Here is a 16701-nt window from a genome sequence, read left to right as displayed (position 1 = left end):
GAGCGGGGTCGTCGTCACGATTACGCTCGGTCCGCGTGAGCACCCGGCTGGCGTTGAGCCGCGCCTACCCCTACGGCGTGTCCGCCTTCGCCGCTGCGCTCGCCGATCCCGAGTTCCACCGCGTGAAGCTCGACGTCGACGGCTCCGGTCGCATCGAGGTCACCGCGTTCGAGCGGACCGGGCCGGCCGCCGGCACGGGGCGCCCGGGGGGCCCGGAGCGCGTCCGTGTCGTGCTGCGCCAGCCGGTCCCGCCCGGCCAGGTCCCGCCCGTGGTCGAACGGCTCCTGTCGGGCGTGCTCGTCATCGAGCGCACCGAGGAGTGGGCGCTGGCGCCGGACCGCTGCTCCGGGCGCACGGGGGTCGCCGTCCCCGGCACGCCGATCAGCGCCGACGGCACGATGTCGGTCGTCGGCGAGAACGCGGGCAGCCGGCTCTCGGTGGACCTCGACATCACCGCCTCGGTCCCGCTACTGGGCGGCGGGATCGAGCGCGCGGTCGTCACCGGCATCCGCGGGCTGACCGGCCGCGAGCACGACCGGATCTCGCGCTGGCTCGCGGACGAGGAGCGGGCGCGCTGATGCCGGCCCGACGCAAGCGCCGCCCCGGGTCCGACCGGCTCTACGTGTCCTCGTCCGACGGGCTGCCGCTCGGGCACCTCGACCTCGTCACCCGCGTCGCCCACGACGTCCCGGCGGGCTACCGGGAGCTCTTCACCCAAGAGGCCAACACCTGGCTGTGGGGCAATCACCTGCCGCCGATGGCGAGCCCGGCCGAGGCCGCCGAGCCGGCCGCGCTCGGCGCGGGCGCCGAGCCCCCGGACGGCGGGTGGGTCCCCGGCTGGGAGGACCTCGCCCTGCGCCGGCCCGGCCACGGGCTGCTCGAGGAGGCCGCGACCGCCCGGGCCGAGCAGGGCCCCGGTGCCGACCGGCCCCTGCGCCTGCGCGCCGACGGGCAGCACGCGGTCGCCGAGACGGTCGCCAAGCTCACCCGCCCGCCGACGCTGCTGCGCGGGCGCGGGGCGCGCTGGCGCATCCTGCACAGCATCCCGATGGCCTTCGTCGAGGAAGATGCGGCGCCGCGGAGCTCGACCCCGGGGCTGGTCACGATCGACCACCTCGTCGTCGGCCCGCCCGGCCTGTTCGTCATCGAGGTCGTCAACGTCCCCGGCGGCCGGGTCACGATCGAGGACCACACCCTCGACGTCGGCGGATCGCCCCTCGACCTCGACCGGCTGCGGCGGATCGGGCTCGAGGTCGGCGACCGGGTGTCGATCGCGCTGGCGCACGCGGCCGGGGCCACGGAGACCCTGGACCCGCCCGCGGTGCACCCCGTCGTCGCCGTGGTGGGCGCGATCCTCTCGGGCACGGGGCGCCCCCGCGGCGTCGCGGTCACCCGGCTCGGCCAGCTGCCGCGCCTGCTGACCGCGTTCGGCACGCCGCTGTCCGACCAGGGCGTGGACCAGACGTTCGAGGTCGCGCGCCGATCGACGACGTGGCGCCCGTGACCGCACCCGGACCCGCCTTGCGGCGTGCCCGGGTCGCGGTGATCGGGATGTTCGTCGTCAACGGGGCGACCTACAACAGCATCGTCCCGCGGTTCCCCACCCTGCGCGACGAGCTGGGGCTGTCGAACGCCGCGCTCGGGACGGCCATCGCGGCGTTCCCCGCGGCGGCGCTGATCTTCGGTGTGCTCGCAGGCCCCCTGATCGCGCGGGTCGGCAGCGGCCGCGCCGGGGCCGGCGTGGGACTGGTCGGAGCGGTCCTGCTGCCGGCCGTGGCCCTCGCCCCGGGGTGGTGGGCCCTGGCCGCCGCCCTGTTCGTCCTGGGGCTCACCGACGCCTGGGCCGACGCGGCCATGAACGCCCACGGCCTGCGGGTCCAGACCGGGTACGGGCGCTCGATCGTCAACGGCCTGCACGCGGTGTGGAGCTTGGCCGCGGTCGGCGCCGGGCTGCTCGGCGCCGCGGCCGCCGGATTCGGGGTCCCGCTGCTCGCCCACCTCGGGATCGTCGCGGTCGTCCTCGTCGTGGTCTCGGGGCTCGCGTGGCGCTGGTGTCTGCCGGGGCCGGAACCGGAGGCGGAGCACGGGGAGGACGCCGACGGTCCGCGTCACGCCCCGTGGCGCGCCGTCCTCGTCGCCGCCGGGCCGCTGCTGGCGCTGTCGGCGCTGCTCGTGTCCTCGGGCGGGATCGAGGACTCGGCGGCGTCCTGGGGCGCGATCTACGTGCGCGACGACCTCGGCGGCGGCGCGTTCGTCGCCGGCCTGCCGTTCGTGGCGTTCCAGGCGGCGATGACGCTCGGGCGCCTCGCCGGCGACCGCGCGGTCGACCGGTTCGGTGCGGTCGTGGTGGCCCGCGCGGGCGCGGGGCTGGCGACGGTGTCGATGGCCGGCGCCCTGCTGGTCGCCCACCCGGTCGCGGCGGTCGTCGGCTACGCGCTGACCGGCTTCGGGGTCTCGACGCTGTTCCCGCTCGGGTTCGCCGCCGCCGGCCGGGTGCGGGGTGTGCGGCCCGGCGACGGGATCGCGGTCGTCGGGTGGCTCGCGCGGCTCGGGTTCCTCACGTTCCCGCCGATCATCGGGGCGGTCGCCGACGGCGTGTCGGTGGGCGTCGGGCTCGCGCTCGTCCCGCTCGCCGGGATCGCAGCGATCCTGCTGGCGGGGTCGCTGCGCCCGCCGGGCTCGGCGCGGACACTGCGGGGGTGAACGTCTCCTCCGCGGTCGCCGCGCTCTCGGAGCCGCTCCGCCCGCTCGACGAGGCCGTGGTGGCGCTCGGGCGCGACGCGGGCCTCGTGGCGTGGTGGGGATCGGGGCTGCCGGTCGACGGTCCCGCCCATCCCGTGGACCGCGAGTACGTCCTGCTCGACGTCGGCGACGCGACGATGCTGCGCAACCGCGTGACCCGCCAGGACCTCTACCGCACCGGCGTCTCGCCGCTGCGCCGCGCGCTCGCGGGGCTGCTGCTCTCCGAGCTCGCGCTCGCCCCGACCTGGGCCGCCGACGTCGTGCTCACACGCGCCGACGAGGACACCCTCGGCACGTGGATGCGCGCGCACCTGCGCCTGACGGCCGTCGTGGATCCGGACCGCAAGCTGCTCCTCGGGCCGGTGCGCGACGCGATGGGGCCGGGGCTGCGCGAAGACGGCGAGCGCGCCCGCGCGGCCCGGGAGCGCTTCGCCGCAGCCGCCGGACCCAAGCCCGTCCGCGACCCCTCCGTTCCCTTCCGCCGCCCCTGACCATGTGAGCACTTTCCGGGCCCATGGGCCCGGAAAGTGCTCACGTACAGGTGAGGCAGGTGCGGACGGCCGGGCGGGCCTCGAGGCGTTCCGGGGCGATGGGGCGACCGCAGCGCTCGCACACCCCGTAGGTCCCCGCGTCCACCCGCGCCCGGGCGGCGTCGATCTCGGTGAGGTCGTGGCGGGCCGCGGCGAGCAGCGCGGCGACCTGGGCGCGGTCGTAGGCGATCGTCTGGCCCTCGGGGTCGTGCTCGTCGTCGCCGGAGCTCGCCGACGCCGTCTCGACGATGCCCGCGAGCTGGGCCTCGAGGGACGCGACGCGGGCCACGGCGTCGCCGCGGGCGTCCTCCAGCGGCCCGCTCACACGACCGTCGCCAGCGCCTGCGGGGCGATCCGGACGATGACCGAGCGGTGCGCGGGCAGCTCGAACACCTCGCCGTCGAGCTGCACCGGGATCGGCGAGAGCGTCGTGAACGAGAACCGCGACGTGCGCGGCTGCGGCCCGAGGCCCCGCAGGGCGGCGCGCACGGCGTAGGCCAGGAGCCGCAGCTTGGAGCGGTGCGGCAACGTGACGACCTCGAACAGCCCGTCGGCGGGGTCGCCGTCGGACAGCGTCACGTACTTCGCCATCTCGGTGGTGTTGGCCAGCACGAGGCTGTCGAAGCGCCGCACGCCCTCGCCGTCGACGTCGACCTCGAAGGGGTGGAACGCCGAGAACGCGCGCACGGTGGTGACGATCTCGCGCACGGAGCCCTTGCCGCCGCGCTCCAGCTCGAGCGCCACGGTGGGCGTGATGCCCAGCCCCAGGTAGGAGTGCGCCCAGCGCGGTCCACCCTCGCCGGCGATCTCCACGCGCAGCAGGTCGATGCGGCTGACCCGCGCCGCGGCGACGGCATCGACCAGCGGGCGCACGCGGGTGGCGCGCCGGTGGTCGTTGGCGTTGCCGGCGGGCAGCACGGCGGCGACGGCCCCGGACCGCGTGCCGTCGCCCGCGGCCATGACACCCTGCACGACCTCGTTGTAGCCGCCGTCGCCGCTGACCGACACGACGAGCACCCGCCCGGCGCGCGCCTCCTCCTCGGCGATGACGCGGGCGTGCCCGGCGTACTCCGTCGCCCGCAGCGCCACCCCGAGCTGCGGGGCCTGGGCGGCCAGCGTCGCCCGCGCCTGGTCGGCGCGCTGCTCGCCGTCACCGCTGCTCTCGGGGTTGTAGACGAGCACGACCCGGTCGTACGCGGGCATCGGGGACGGTTCGGACGGCAGCGCCACGACAGCAGACTACGACGAGGACGCCGCCGAGCGGCGCAACGCGAGCACGTGCTCCACCGCCTCGGGCAGCGTCGGCACCGCCGGTGCGGCGGTCCGCAGATCCTCCGCGTGGTGGGTGGAGTGCTCCGCCACCAGGATGCAGGCGCTGCCCACCGCGGCGGTGGCGGCGGCGTCGTCGAGGGTGTCGCCCACCAGCACCACCCGGGCGGGGTCGAGCCCCAGCACGTCGAGGTGCGCCGCGAGCGCGGCCTCCTTGCCACGGCCGTCGTGGTGGTGGTCGCCGTCGACCCGCACGAACCAGTCGTGGAGCCCGCGCCGGCCCAGCGTCGCGTGGAGCTCGTCGTGGCCGAGCATGCTCACCACCGACTGGCCGAGCCCGGCGCCCGCGAAGCGCGCCAGGGCCTCGAGCGCCCCGTCGGCCAGCGGGAGCCCGGGTTCGAGGCTGCGGTAGTGCTCGCCGAACACCGCGTTCATGCGCGCCCACTCCTCGTCGTCGACCTCCCGCCCGACCAGCGCGGCGTAGAAGTCGCGCAGCGGGCGCCGGAAGATCGAGCGGTAGCGCGACAGGTCGAGGCCCCCGCTCACGCCGGCCGCCGCCAGCCCGGCCGCGGAGGCGTCGACGACGGCGTGCACGTCGGCGAGCAACGTGCCGTTCCAGTCCCAGACGACGTGGTCCACCACGCCGTCCATGGTCCGCTACTGCCCCAGGTGGTCCAGCAGGGCCTGCAGCGACCGGACGCGGGTGTGGCGCAGGATGTCCTGCGGCTCGTCGGAGTCGGTCTTCTCCCTCCACGCATCGGTCTCGCCGCGGTCGGAGATCGCGAACCACACCGTGCCCGGTGGCTGGCCGTCCTGGGGCTCCGGGCCACCGGCGCCGCTCACCGCGAGCGTCAGGTCCGCCCCGAGCAGCTCGGCGGCCTTCTCGGCCATCGTCCGGACCGCGGGCTCCGACACGACCGGCCCGTCGGGCACACCGAGGGCGCCGTGCTTGGTCGTGCGGTCGTAGGCGATGACACCACCCCGGAACCACGCGCTCGAGCCCGGGGACGCCGCCAGGTCGCTGCAGACGAGCCCGCCGGTCAGCGACTCGACGATCGCCAGCCGGCGCCCGTCGCGCGACGCCACGTCCGACACCGACCGGGCCAGGTCCTCCGGTTCCTCCGACACGCCTGCGGCCTTGCCGGTCGCGGACGCCCGGAAACCCGCTCAGGGCTTGAAGCGACGCAGGCGCAGGCTGTTGCCGACGACGAAGACGCTCGACAGCGCCATGGTCACACCCGCGATCATCGGGTTGAGCAGCCCGGCGACGGCGAGCGGGAGCGCGGCGACGTTGTAGGCGAACGCCCAGAACAGGTTCCCGCGGATCGTGCCCAGCGTGCGGCGGGCCAGGCGCAGGGCGTCGGGCACCGCGCGCAGGTCGTCGCGGACGAGCGTGACGTCGCCGGCCTCGATGGCCATCGCGGTGCCGGTGCCCATCGCGACGCCGAGGTCGGCCTGGGCGAGCGCGGCGGCGTCGTTGACGCCGTCACCGACCATGGCGACGACCTTGCCCTGCTCCTGCAACCGGCGGACCTCGTCGGCCTTCTCGGTCGGCAGCACCTCGGCGACGACGTCCTCGGCGGCGATGCCGACCTCGGCGGCGACGGCCCGCGCGGCGGCGGGGTTGTCGCCGGTCAGCAGCACCGGGCGCAACCCGCGCGCCGTCATCTCCGCCACCGCCTCGGCGGAGCCCTCGCGGACCCCGTCGGCCACCTCGAGCACCGCCCGGGCGGTGAGCGCGCCGCTGCCGTCGTCCCAGGCCGCGAGCACGGTCGTGGCGCCGTGCGCGGCCGCCTGCTCGAGGGCGTGGGCCAGCTCGGCGGGCACGGTCACGCCCCGGTCGTCGAACAGACGCCGCCGGCCGGCGAGCACGCGGACACCGTCGACGGTGCCCTCGACCCCGAGGCCGTCGAGCGGGCGCACGTCGACGCCCTCGCCGATCCCGGACGGGAGACGAAGCGATGAGGGGAGCACGCCGGCAGGGGAGCTCGACCCTCGGACCGGCAGCTCCTCGCGGGCCGCCGCGGCGATCGCCCGCGCGACCGGGTGCTCGAGCTTCGCCTCGAGGGCACCGACCCGGGCGAGCACCTCGTCGCGCCCCGTACCGGGCGCCGTGTGCACCGCGCGCAGCGTCATACGGCCGGTGGTCACGGTGCCGGTCTTGTCGAGGACGATCGTGTCGACCCGACGGCTCGACTCGAGCACCTCGGGCCCGCGCAGCAGGATGCCCAGCTGCGCGCCGCGGCCCGTCGCGACCGCGAGCGCCGTGGGCGTCGCGAGCCCCAACGCGCACGGGCAGGCGACGACGAGCACGGCCATGCCCGCCGCGATCGCGAAGCCCCAGCCGGCGCCCGAGACGCCCCAGAACAGCAGGGTGTTGACCGCCACGAGGATCACGACCGGGACGAACCACGCGGAGATGCGGTCGGCGAGGCGCTGGATCGCGGTCTTGCCGGCCTGCGCCTCCTGCACGCGGCGTGCCATGCGGGCCCACTGCGTGTCCCCGGCCGCCCGGGTGGTCTCGACGACCACGCGCGCCGACTCGTTGCGCGTCCCGGCCAGCACCTCGGCGCCGGGCTCGACGTCGACCGGCGTCGACTCGCCGGTCATCGCCCCGGCGTCGACCGTGGAGCGTCCCTCGACGATCCGGCCGTCGAGCGGGAACGGCTCGCCGGCGGCGACGGCGACGCGGTCGCCGGGCTGCACGCCCCCGACCGGCACCGGCAGCTCGCGGTCCCCGACGACGACCCGGGCCTCCGCGGCCGGGGGCGCCATGAGGGCCGCCGAGACGCCGAGCGCGCGGCGCCGTCCGCGCCGCTCGATCCAGCGGCCGAGCAGGGCTGCCGTGGTGATCGCGGCCGCGGCCTCGAGGTAGATCGTGCGGGAACCGTCGAACTGATCGGGGCGCGGCAGGAGGTACAGCGCGTGACGCATGCCGCCCAGTCCGGCGCCGCCCTGGAACAGCGCCCAGACCGACCAGCCGAACGCGGCGAGCGTGCCGACCGAGACCAGCGTGTCCATCGTCGCCGAGAAGTGCCGCAGGTGCCGCACGGCCGCCCGGTGGAACCGGTACCCGCCCCAGATCACGACGGGGGCGGTGAGCACCAGCGAGAACCACTGCCAGTACCGGAACTGCCAGTCCGGGTTCATCGCGACCGCGATCACCGGCACGGTCAGCGCGAGGCACACCAGCGCGCGGTGGCGCAGCTCGGCGAGCTCGGGATCGGGTGCGTCCTCCGCGGAGGCGGCCGGGACCGCGGCGCCGTGCTGCGCCTGCTCCGGGGCGGACCGCGGAGAGGGCACGGGGATGCGCGGCGCGACGGGCTCGGCGCCGAACCCGAGCCCGGTGACGGCCGAGACGAGGTCCGCGGGGTCCTGGTCCGCCGGGTGGGTGACCCGGGCGCGGCCGCTGGCGTAGTTCACGCTCGCCTCGACCCCGGGCAGGCGTCCCAGCTTGCGCTGGATGCGTGCCGCGCACGTCCCGCACGTCATCCCGGTGACGGCCAGCTCGGTGGTGACCCGGGTGTCGTCCGCTGTCGTTCCCGCCGGTCCGGCACTCTGCGCGACGTCGGTCGCCACTCCGGCACCTCCGCTCGTTGTCGATCGACGGCGCGACGCTAGGGGGCGCCCTCGCGCGCACCCCCGGAGCTGAGAACCCCCGGCCCCTCGTCCGACGACTGTCCGGTTCGGGCCGGACGAGCGGTCGGCCGGTGTCCCCGGACGGGTGGCCCGCCTCCTCCGGATGGAGCAACGCCGGTCTCAGGCGAGCGCGTGTGCGTCGGCGCGATCATCGGGTACGCGCGCCGCCGACACCGCCCGCCAGAAGGAGGCGGAGGCGCAGAAGGCCCCCGGGCCGAGGCGGACAAGAAGGCGGACAAGGCGGCGGACAAGAAGGAAGCCGACCAGAGGAAGCACCAGTAACCGGTTCCCCATCTCGTCTGGTGACCCGGCGGTAACGATCTCCACCACGCCGGCGATGCAGCGTGCATCACAAGGTCGTGGAGGGGGCAGCGATGGTGGTGCTCGTCGTTCTGGGTGCGGTGGTCGCGGGACTCGCCGCGGCGTGGGAGCTGCGCTTCGTCGCACTCTGGCTGCTCGTGCGGGTCGTCGACGCGTCCGAGGACACCGATTCCTCCGGGCGCCGGAGCTACGCCGACTTCCGCGCGGTCGTGGCGACCCAGGGACTCGCCGGACTGGACATCGCCTGGCTGTCCGAGGACGTCTCGGACGTCTCCGACCGCGCCGACTGGCAGCTGCGCGGCGTCTGATGCGCACTCGGCGTGCACACTCGCGTTCTCGATGCTCGTCGCCTCGTCCGAGAAGACGACCATCAAGCTCGTCGAGGCCGCCACCTGGCTCGTCGACGAGGCGCGCAGGAAGAACGGCCGTGGGCGATCGTCGGCTCAGGTCTCGCCGGTTCGACCACGTGAGCCGGCGGGACCGCCCCACTCACAGGATTGTCGTGGCCGCGCGGGAGGTCGACCATCGTGGCCATGGTGGACGACGGAACCCACGTGATCGTGGGCGCGGGTCTGGCGGGGGCGAAGGCCGCGGAGACCCTGCGGGAGGACGGCTTCACGGGCCGGGTCGTGCTGGTCGGCGACGAGCAGGAGCCGCCCTACGACCGCCCGCCGCTGTCCAAGGAATATCTGCAGGGCAACGCCGACCGCGACAGCGTCTACCTGCACGCGGCCGACTGGTACGCCGAACAGGGCGTGCAGCTGCGGACCGGGACGCGCGCGACGGCGATCGATCGCGACGCGCACGAGGTCGTCCTCGCCGACGGCGACCGGGTCGGCTACCGCAAGCTGCTCCTGGCCACCGGGTCGTCCCCGCGGCGTCTCCCGGTCGCCGGCGCCGACCTCGACGGCGTCCACTACCTGCGCACCCTCGGGGACAGCGACGCCGTCGCCGCCGCGATCCGGTCCTCGTCGCGGATCGTCGTGATCGGGGGCGGGTGGATCGGCCTCGAGGTCACCGCCGCGGCGCGGATCGCCGACGTCGCGGTCACCGTCGTCGAGTCCGCACCGCTGCCGCTGCTGCGCGTGCTCGGGCCCGAGATCGCCGAGGTCTTCGCGACGCTGCACCGCGAGCACGGCGTCGATCTGCGCGTCGACACCGACGTCGCGGAGATCCGTGGCGACGGCGGGCGGGTCACCGGTGTCCGACTGGCCGACGGCACCGAGATCGACGCCGACGCGGTGGTGGTCGGCGTCGGGATCACCCCGAACACCGACCTGGCGGAGGCGGCCGGGCTCGAGGTCGCCGACGGCGTCGTCGTCGACGCGCGCCACCGCACCTCGGACGCGGACGTCCACGCGGCCGGCGACGTCGCGAACCTCTGGTACCCGGCGTTCGAGCGGCACCTGCGCGTCGAGCACTGGGACAACGCGCTCAGCGGCGGGCCCGCCGCCGCCCGCGCCATGCTCGGCGACGACACGGAGTACGACCACCTGCCGTACTTCTTCACCGACCAGTACGACCTCGGCATGGAGTACACCGGCTACGTCGCGCCCGGCGAGTACGACGAGGTCGTGGTCCGCGGCGAGCTCGGGTCGCGCGAGTTCGTGGCGTTCTGGCTGGCCGGCGGTCGGGTGCTGGCGGGCATGAACGTCAACATCTGGGACGTCACCGACCCGATCGCCCGGCTCGTCCGCCTCGAGGAGTCCTTCGACCACGCCCGCCACGCCGATCCGGCGGTGCCGCTCGCCTGACCGTCATCGAGCACACCGTCATCGACGCCGCACCGAGCCACGCTCCCCTGCAGGCGGCGTCGGTGTGCGACATCTCGGCGAGGTCGGGCCACCGGGGGGCAGCGGCCCGCAGCCGAATGCGGCGAAAGGCGTCGATGACGGCGCGCGCGGCCCTGCCGCTGTCCGGTCAACCAGCAGGACCTCACCCAGGAGGCCGAGCAAGGGCCGCCGAGGCTGGACAGACCATGCGCTTGCTGTCTATACGAACGCAACCAATGGTCCGAACGCGTACGACAAGCGGGCACCTGTACGAGACGGGCGTGGTGGCCGGGATCACACCCCGCCGGCCTCACCGGGACCACGCACGGGAGACGCCGTCCGGCCGACGGGTAGGCCGGCGGGGCACGACGCGGCACCATTCCCGGGCATGGGCGCTCCCGACGGACCGGCGTTGCTCCGTTCCCCCGGCTCGTTGGACGGCACCGGGCTCGGCGCCTACCTCCGGTACCTCTCGTCGACCCGCGGGCTGGACTTCGACGACTACTGGGGCCTGTGGCACTGGTCGGTCGACGAGCCGGAGGCGTTCTGGGCCTCGATCTGGGACCACTACGGGGTGCCGGGGACCTACGAGCGGGTGCTCGGGTCGTCGGCGATGCCCGGGGCGCGGTGGTTTCCTGGCGCGCGGGTGAACTACGCCGCGCACATGCTCGGCACCGACGAGGACACCGACCGTACGGCGATCATCGCCCGCTCCCAGACGCGCGCGCCGCAGGAGCTCACGTTCGGCGAGCTGCGCGACCAGGTGGGACGGACCCGCGCCGGGCTGCAGCGCCTCGGCGTCACGGAGGGCGACCGGGTCGTCGGGTACCTGCCGCACGTCCCGGAGACGATCGTCGTGTTCCTGGCGGCGGCGAGCCTCGGGGCGATCTGGGCGTCGTGCGCGCCGGAGTTCGGCGCCCGCAGCGTCGTCGACCGGCTCGGCCAGCTCCAGCCGACGGTGCTGCTGGCCGTCGCGTCGTACCGCTACGGGGACAAGGAGATCGACCAACGCGAGGAGCTCGCGCGCATCCGCGCAGGGCTGCCGACCGTGCGCCACGTCGTCGGCCTGGACTACGGGCCGCACCCCGTGCCGGACGCGATGACGTGGGACGAGCTGCTCGCCTCGCCGGGGCCGCTGGAGTTCGCCGACGTCCCGTTCGACCACCCGCTCTACGTGCTGTTCTCGTCGGGCACCACGGGGCTGCCGAAGGCGATCGTCCACGGCCACGGCGGGATCCTGCTCGAGCACCTGCGGCTGTTCGGCCTGCACTTCGACATCCACCCGGGCGACCGGACGCTGTGGTTCACCACCACCGGCTGGGCGATGTGGAACATCACGATCTCGGTGCTGCTGCATCGCGGCGCACTCGTGCTGCTCGACGGCAACCCGCTGTGGCCGGATCTGGAGGCGCAGTGGCAGCTCGCGGCCGAGACCGGGGTCGCGCTGCTGGGCGCCAGCCCCGGATACCTGACCGCCTGCCGCAAGGAGGGCATCGTCCCGCCGCGGTGGCCGGAGCTGAAGCAGCTCGGGACCACCGGGGCACCGCTGCCGCCGGAGGCCTTCGACTACGTCTACGAGCACCTCGGGCCGGACGTCATCCTCAACCCTTTCAGCGGCGGCACGGACGTGTGCAGCGGCTTCGTCGGCGGCGGTCCCTGGCTACCGGTGTACCGCGGCGAGATGTCCGGGCCCGGGCTGGGCCACGACGTCGCCGCCTTCGACGAGGACGGCCGCTCCGTGGTCGAGCAGCTCGGGGAACTGGTCGTCCGGGCGCCGATGCCGTCGATGCCCGTCGGGTTCTGGAACGACCCGGACGGCGAGCGCTACCGCGAGGCCTACTTCGACGCCATGCCGGGCGTGTGGCGCCACGGCGACTGGGTGCGGTTCACCGACCGCGGCAGCTGCGTGATCACCGGGCGCTCGGACGCGACCCTGAACCGGGGCGGCGTGCGGCTGGGCACCGCCGAGTTCTACGACGTCGTGGAGGACATGCCCGAGGTGGCCGACTCGCTGGTGGTGCACCTCGAGGACGACGAGGGCGGATCGGGCGAGCTGCTGCTGTTCGTCGAGCTCGTGCCCGGCGCCGAGCTGGACGAGGACCTGCGCCAGCGGATCGCCACGGGGCTGCGGCGCAACCTGTCCCCGCGGCACGTGCCCGACCTCGTCGCAGCGGTCCCCGCGGTGCCGCGCACGCTGACCGGCAAGAAGCTCGAGCGCCCGGTGAAGCAGGTGCTGCGCGGCCGGGCGGTCGAGGAGGTGATCAGCGCCGACGCCGTGCGGGGCGCGGCCGCCGTCCCGGCCTTCGTCGACGCCTACGGCGCGAAGCGGTAGAGGGGATCCGGCGCCGAGCGGCGAGCTCACGCGGCCGGCTCCGGCGAGGTCGCGCGCGGCGGGGGTCGCTCGTTCTTCGCGGCTCCGGCCACGGAGCAGTGGCCGCGGCCGTCCTGCTCCGATGCGGCACAGGGCACGCCGCGCACGAGGGTTCCAGTGCCGGGGCTCCGCTGTCAGGATCACCACCGATGCCATCGACACCCGATCTCGAGCGCCTCCGCCCGCTTCTCCACGCGCTGTCGTCGGAGGATCGCGACGAGCGCCGCCCCTGGGCCGACACGCTGGGCGACTGGTGGCGCGAGGGCACCCTGGACCCGGAGACCGCAACCACGCTGGGCACCGTCGTGACCTGGTGCGCGATGGTCGACGACGACGCCGGCGGCATCCGCGCCCAGGTCCTCGGCTCCCTCGCGGCGCTCGCCGAGGACGGGCGCCTGCCCGAGGCCGCCCTCGACCGGCTCCTGCGGGGCGTCGACGCGCAGTGGGTCCCCGACAGCGAGCAGGCCGCCGTCAAGACCCTGCGCGCCGCACTCGACCGGGCGCCCGGCGGCCGGCGCGACCCCAAGGGCTATCTCTGGGCCCTCGTCGACCACGTCCACGCGCTCACGTCGCCCGATCCCGCGCAGCGCCGGGCCGCCGTGGACCCGGCCGCCGCCGAGCCCGGCGTCAGGCCAGCGGACCGCGAGGCGCTCACCGTCGTGTCCGAGTGGGCGACCGCCTGAGGCGCATCAACGTTCCGACGACCCCCGCGCCCGGCCCCGCGACCCGGGACAACAGGCTCGGGGTCGGCTCCACGCCGATGCTGACTGGGCTCCCGAGTGAATCTCGACGATGCCTGTTCCCGCAGCGTTCCAGCCCGCGCCGGAAGACCCCCGGACGTCACTCGTCGTGTCGTGCTCGATGCGGGAGCCACCCTCGTCCTGGGAGCCGAACAATACGTAGTTGCCGCATGGTTCGCCTCGTCGAACGCGGTGGACGCTGGCCGCCGTGACGACCACGCAGAGCACGAACGTCGCCACCGTCCAGGGTGCTTACGGCGCCTTCAACAGTGGCGACATCCCGGGCGTCCTCGCGGCGATGCAGCCCGACATCGAGTGGACCGCCCGGGGGAGCGGCACGTCGTTCCGGCCGCGGGACTGACGGTTCTGGGGCTTGTCGGTCTTGCACATGGCGGTCGGGCCAGGAGCACGTGGGGGTGGCTTCCGACCGGCGACCCGTGTCGGGCTGACCGGGTCTGTCAGCCCGCTTGGTGCCAGGCGTCGACCTCGGCGTGCAGCACAGCGGCTCGCGCGGTGGAGACGAACGCCGCGTCGACGCCGTGGTGGGCCAGCCGCGCCACCTCATCGCGGGACAGGCCCAACGCATCGATGACCGCCCGGTAGTTGTCATCGACGTACCCGCCGAAATACGCGGGATCGTCGGAATGGACGCTCACCCGCAGGCCCTGGCGGAGCATCTCGGCCAGCGGGTGGGCCCGGAGATCGTCGACGCACCGCAGCCGCACGTTGGACAGCGGGCACACCGTCAACGGCACCGCCTCGGCCACGAGCCGCTCGACGAGCGCCGGGTCGTCGAGGCTGCGGATGCCGTGGTCGATCCGCTCCGCTCCCAACGCATCGAGCGCCTCTCGCACATAGGCGGCTGGGCCCTCCTCCCCGGCGTGCGCGACACGGTGCAGCCCGGCGTCGGCGGCCAGCTCGAACACCTCGGCGCACGCGCCCGGAGGGTGGCCGGCCTCGGCGCTGTCGAGCCCGACCCCGAGCAGCGGTGCCTCCAGCGCAAGCAGCGACCGCAGCACCGCGAGGGCCTCGTCGGCAGGACGGTCACGCAGGAAGCAGGCGATGAGCCCGGTGCTCACACCCAACCCAGGCGCGGTGTCGGCCAGCGCCCCGGCAACACCGTCCACCACGGCCCCCAGCGCGACTCCCCGGGCCAGATGGGCTTGGGGATCGACGAACAGCTCGACATGGCGGACCCCGCCGGCCGCGGCCCGCTGCAGATAGGCCCGCGTCATGGCCGCGAAGTCCTCCGCGGTCTGCAGCACGGCCATGTTCGCGTAGTAGAGCTCGAGGAAGTCCGGCAGGCTCTCGAAGGCGTACCGGGCGCGCAGCTCGTCGAGACTGCGATACGGCAGGTCCACCCGATTGCGTCCGGCGAGGTGCATGATCATTTCAGGCTCGAGGGTTCCCTCGACGTGGACGTGCAGTTCGACGGCTGGAGGGGTGTCGCCCCGAGGTGTTCCGTACGCGTCCGCGGTCACCGGCCCGAGCGTAGGGCCGGCGACGTCCTGCGTGCGCGGATCGTGCTGCTGGCCGCCGACGGGTCGGCACGATGGAGATCGCACGCGGGTCGCGGCCTCCAAGCCGACGGTGATCTCCTGCAAGCGCCGCTAACCCGACGACGGTGTGGGCGGGCCGGACGACCGGGCCGACCCCAGGCGGCCCGCGAGATCGACGAGGCCGAGATCGTCGCTCGTGGGCTCCGCGAGGACCTCCGTCGACGTCGAAGCAACACCCTCGACTCATCGGTGCGCTATACACCTGCTCCGTGCGAGCGAGGGAAGGTGGCCGGCGAGACATGGGCGGCTTCTGGATCGAGGCCACCGCGGTGCTGTTCCACTCGGTGACGCGGCTGGTCGCGCGGCGCCGCCTGTCGGGCCTGGAGCATGTGCCTGCCGAGGGCCCGGCGCTGCTGGTGTCCAACCACCTGTCCTACCTCGACCCGGTCTACCTCGGCGTGTTCGTGCACCGCGCCGGCCGCCTCCCGCGGTTCCTGGCCAAGGCCAGCCTGTGGGAGGCACCGCTGATCGGGCGCATCATGGCCGGAACTCGACAGATCCCGGTGCGGCACGCGAGCGGCGAGACCGGCACGAGTGTCACCGAGGCTCGGCGGGCGTTCGACGACGGCGGCGTCGTGGTGATCTTTCCAGAGGGCACCGTCAACCGCCGGGCCGACGGGTGGCCGACACCGGGGCGCCCGGGCGCGGCCTATCTCGCCCTCGAGCGCAACGACCTCGCGGTGATTCCGGTGGTGGTCTGGGGCACCCAAGCGATCTACGACCACCATCGCCGCCGCTTCCGCCCGTCCCCGTTCCGCACAGTGGTGGTGCGCGCCGGGCCGCCGATCCACCTCGACGACCTGCAGCAGCGGTTTCCGGACGCCTCGTCACGGAACACTGTGGTGCTGCGGGAGGCCACAAACCGGATCATGGCCGCGGTGCGCGACCTGCTCGAGGAGGTGCGCGCCGACGAACCGGACACCAGGGGAAGGCAGTGAACGTCGGGCCGGCTCCTGTTCCGTCATCACGTGCCTACTGCCTGCGTGCGTGCCGAATGGCAGGGCGTCGGTGATCTCGGTTGCCGCCCGTCGTCATCGAGAGCCGGCGGTGAACCCGGTTGTCGGCCTCAGGAGTGGGCCCCGTGGGAGTCGAACCCACAATCATCGGGGTCGTAGTCCCGGCTTGGTGTCGTTGGTGGTCGATGGTGAGCCCCGCGCTGAGCTGCGCCGAAGCTCTCGCGAGGTTCTGGCCATATCGCGGCGCTCGTGGTCGTCGGCCGCCGGTAGGCAGTAAGCGGTGCCGGTGATCTTCGGCCCGAGGGTCGATCGGACGCCTACCGGGTCCACGGGTCGACGTCACCACCGGAGCGTCGAGAGGATGCCGAGGTGGCCGGTGACATGTCGGAGGGCGTGTGCGTCGGCCCCAACGAGGGCGAGTCGCTTCCCGCTGCGGGCGGCGGGCTCCTCGTCGGAAGCAGCCAGACCGGTGGACGGCCAACAGCCGTCCACAGCTCGGCGGCGCCGCGGGACGAGGTGCCTTTGCACATCCATCACGTGGCGGGCGAGAGGACGTTCGAGGCGCGGGCGGGGAGCTTCGTGTCCTTGCCCGGGGAGTGCCGCACGCCTGCCGGTTGGGACACGATCCGGGCGAGAAGCTGATCATCGCGGTGCCGTCGGGGCTGGAGGAGTTCTTTCGCGAGATGGAGCGAGAGGACGCGGACCTCGACGAGCTCCAGCACCGACACGGCATCACGTTCGTCGGCTCTGCCTACCTCCGAAGGTCCGACGTGCCCCACCTGCAAGCCGGAGCGTGCCCGGA

The 16701-nt window shown here is 74.4% G+C and carries 17 protein-coding genes; 10 read left to right on the top strand and 7 right to left on the bottom strand.

Annotated elements, in window-relative coordinates:
* Nucleotides 1-35: 35 nt before the first annotated feature.
* From AC2A1K_RS13145 to AC2A1K_RS13130, 4 genes are read left to right on the top strand one after another with little or no spacing between them, the layout of a single operon-like run.
* Complete coding sequence (locus AC2A1K_RS13145) at nt 36-578, top strand: DUF2505 domain-containing protein (RefSeq protein WP_483896751.1); 543 nt, start codon at nt 36-38, stop codon at nt 576-578.
* A complete protein-coding gene (locus AC2A1K_RS13140; RefSeq protein ID WP_483896750.1) occupies nt 578-1504 on the top strand; it encodes a nuclease-related domain-containing protein in 927 nt (308 codons plus the stop codon). Before AC2A1K_RS13145 ends, AC2A1K_RS13140 begins: the two co-directional genes overlap by 1 nt.
* The gene (locus AC2A1K_RS13135; RefSeq protein ID WP_483896749.1) at nt 1501-2703 is read left to right on the top strand and encodes an MFS transporter; all 1203 of its coding nucleotides are present in this window, start codon (nt 1501-1503) and stop codon (nt 2701-2703) included. The genes AC2A1K_RS13140 and AC2A1K_RS13135 overlap by 4 nt, the downstream gene beginning before the upstream one ends.
* Nucleotides 2700-3233 carry a hypothetical protein gene (locus AC2A1K_RS13130; RefSeq protein ID WP_483896748.1) on the top strand — a complete coding sequence of 178 codons (534 nt, stop codon included), beginning with the start codon at nt 2700-2702 and terminating at the stop codon, nt 3231-3233. The genes AC2A1K_RS13135 and AC2A1K_RS13130 overlap by 4 nt, the downstream gene beginning before the upstream one ends.
* Before the next feature lie 40 nt (nt 3234-3273).
* Here the strand turns inward: AC2A1K_RS13130 and AC2A1K_RS13125 are convergent, their stop codons facing one another.
* Genes AC2A1K_RS13125 through AC2A1K_RS13105 form a run of 5 tightly spaced genes read right to left on the bottom strand, consistent with a single transcriptional unit; the run spans nt 3274 to nt 8120 of the window.
* Entirely contained in the window at nt 3274-3597 is a 324-nt protein-coding gene (locus tag AC2A1K_RS13125) for a TraR/DksA family transcriptional regulator (RefSeq protein ID WP_483896747.1), read from the bottom strand.
* Nucleotides 3594-4502 carry a diacylglycerol/lipid kinase family protein gene (locus AC2A1K_RS13120; protein WP_483896746.1) on the bottom strand — a complete coding sequence of 303 codons (909 nt, stop codon included), beginning with the start codon at nt 4500-4502 and terminating at the stop codon, nt 3594-3596. The genes AC2A1K_RS13125 and AC2A1K_RS13120 overlap by 4 nt, the downstream gene beginning before the upstream one ends.
* Nucleotides 4503-4511: 9 nt before the next feature.
* A complete protein-coding gene (locus AC2A1K_RS13115; protein WP_483896745.1) occupies nt 4512-5192 on the bottom strand; it encodes an HAD family hydrolase in 681 nt (226 codons plus the stop codon).
* A 6-nt stretch (nt 5193-5198) separates the two neighbouring features.
* Complete coding sequence (locus tag AC2A1K_RS13110) at nt 5199-5669, bottom strand: CinA family protein (RefSeq protein WP_483896744.1); 471 nt, start codon at nt 5667-5669, stop codon at nt 5199-5201.
* A 39-nt stretch (nt 5670-5708) separates the two neighbouring features.
* Nucleotides 5709-8120 carry a heavy metal translocating P-type ATPase gene (locus AC2A1K_RS13105; protein ID WP_483896743.1) on the bottom strand — a complete coding sequence of 804 codons (2412 nt, stop codon included), beginning with the start codon at nt 8118-8120 and terminating at the stop codon, nt 5709-5711.
* 419 nt (nt 8121-8539) lie between these two features.
* On the opposite strand from AC2A1K_RS13105, the gene AC2A1K_RS13100 reads away from it, so the two are divergent.
* From AC2A1K_RS13100 to AC2A1K_RS13080, 5 genes are all read left to right on the top strand, one after another.
* Nucleotides 8540-8809 carry a hypothetical protein gene (locus tag AC2A1K_RS13100; RefSeq protein WP_483896742.1) on the top strand — a complete coding sequence of 90 codons (270 nt, stop codon included), beginning with the start codon at nt 8540-8542 and terminating at the stop codon, nt 8807-8809.
* A 225-nt stretch (nt 8810-9034) separates the two neighbouring features.
* Nucleotides 9035-10255 carry an NAD(P)/FAD-dependent oxidoreductase gene (locus AC2A1K_RS13095; protein ID WP_483896741.1) on the top strand — a complete coding sequence of 407 codons (1221 nt, stop codon included), beginning with the start codon at nt 9035-9037 and terminating at the stop codon, nt 10253-10255.
* A 406-nt stretch (nt 10256-10661) separates the two neighbouring features.
* Nucleotides 10662-12605 (top strand): acetoacetate--CoA ligase, encoded by a 1944-nt coding sequence (locus tag AC2A1K_RS13090; RefSeq protein ID WP_483896740.1) that lies wholly within the window; start codon nt 10662-10664, stop codon nt 12603-12605.
* Between the two features lie 188 nt (nt 12606-12793).
* Nucleotides 12794-13327, top strand: coding sequence for a hypothetical protein (locus tag AC2A1K_RS13085; RefSeq protein WP_483896739.1), 534 nt, complete (start codon nt 12794-12796; stop codon nt 13325-13327).
* A 265-nt stretch (nt 13328-13592) separates the two neighbouring features.
* Nucleotides 13593-13745 carry a hypothetical protein gene (locus AC2A1K_RS13080; protein WP_483896738.1) on the top strand — a complete coding sequence of 51 codons (153 nt, stop codon included), beginning with the start codon at nt 13593-13595 and terminating at the stop codon, nt 13743-13745.
* A gap of 97 nt (nt 13746-13842) precedes the next feature.
* On the opposite strand, the gene AC2A1K_RS13075 is transcribed toward AC2A1K_RS13080, so the two are convergent.
* Entirely contained in the window at nt 13843-14865 is a 1023-nt protein-coding gene (locus tag AC2A1K_RS13075; protein WP_483896737.1) for an adenosine deaminase, read from the bottom strand.
* A gap of 317 nt (nt 14866-15182) precedes the next feature.
* Here AC2A1K_RS13075 and AC2A1K_RS13070 point away from each other — a divergent pair, with 317 nt between their 5' ends.
* On the top strand, nt 15183-15881 hold the full coding sequence (locus AC2A1K_RS13070; RefSeq protein ID WP_483896736.1) for a lysophospholipid acyltransferase family protein: 699 nt from the start codon (nt 15183-15185) through the stop codon (nt 15879-15881).
* Nucleotides 15882-16432: 551 nt separating this feature from the next.
* On the opposite strand, the gene AC2A1K_RS13065 is transcribed toward AC2A1K_RS13070, so the two are convergent.
* Nucleotides 16433-16627 carry a hypothetical protein gene (locus tag AC2A1K_RS13065; protein ID WP_483896735.1) on the bottom strand — a complete coding sequence of 65 codons (195 nt, stop codon included), beginning with the start codon at nt 16625-16627 and terminating at the stop codon, nt 16433-16435.
* Nucleotides 16628-16701: the final 74 nt, after the last annotated feature.

It is taken from the genome of Actinomycetospora sp. 2LY8.5, assembly GCF_057180585.1.
Note: the sequence above shows the minus strand (reverse complement) of the source record. Positions and strands in the feature narration are given on the sequence as shown.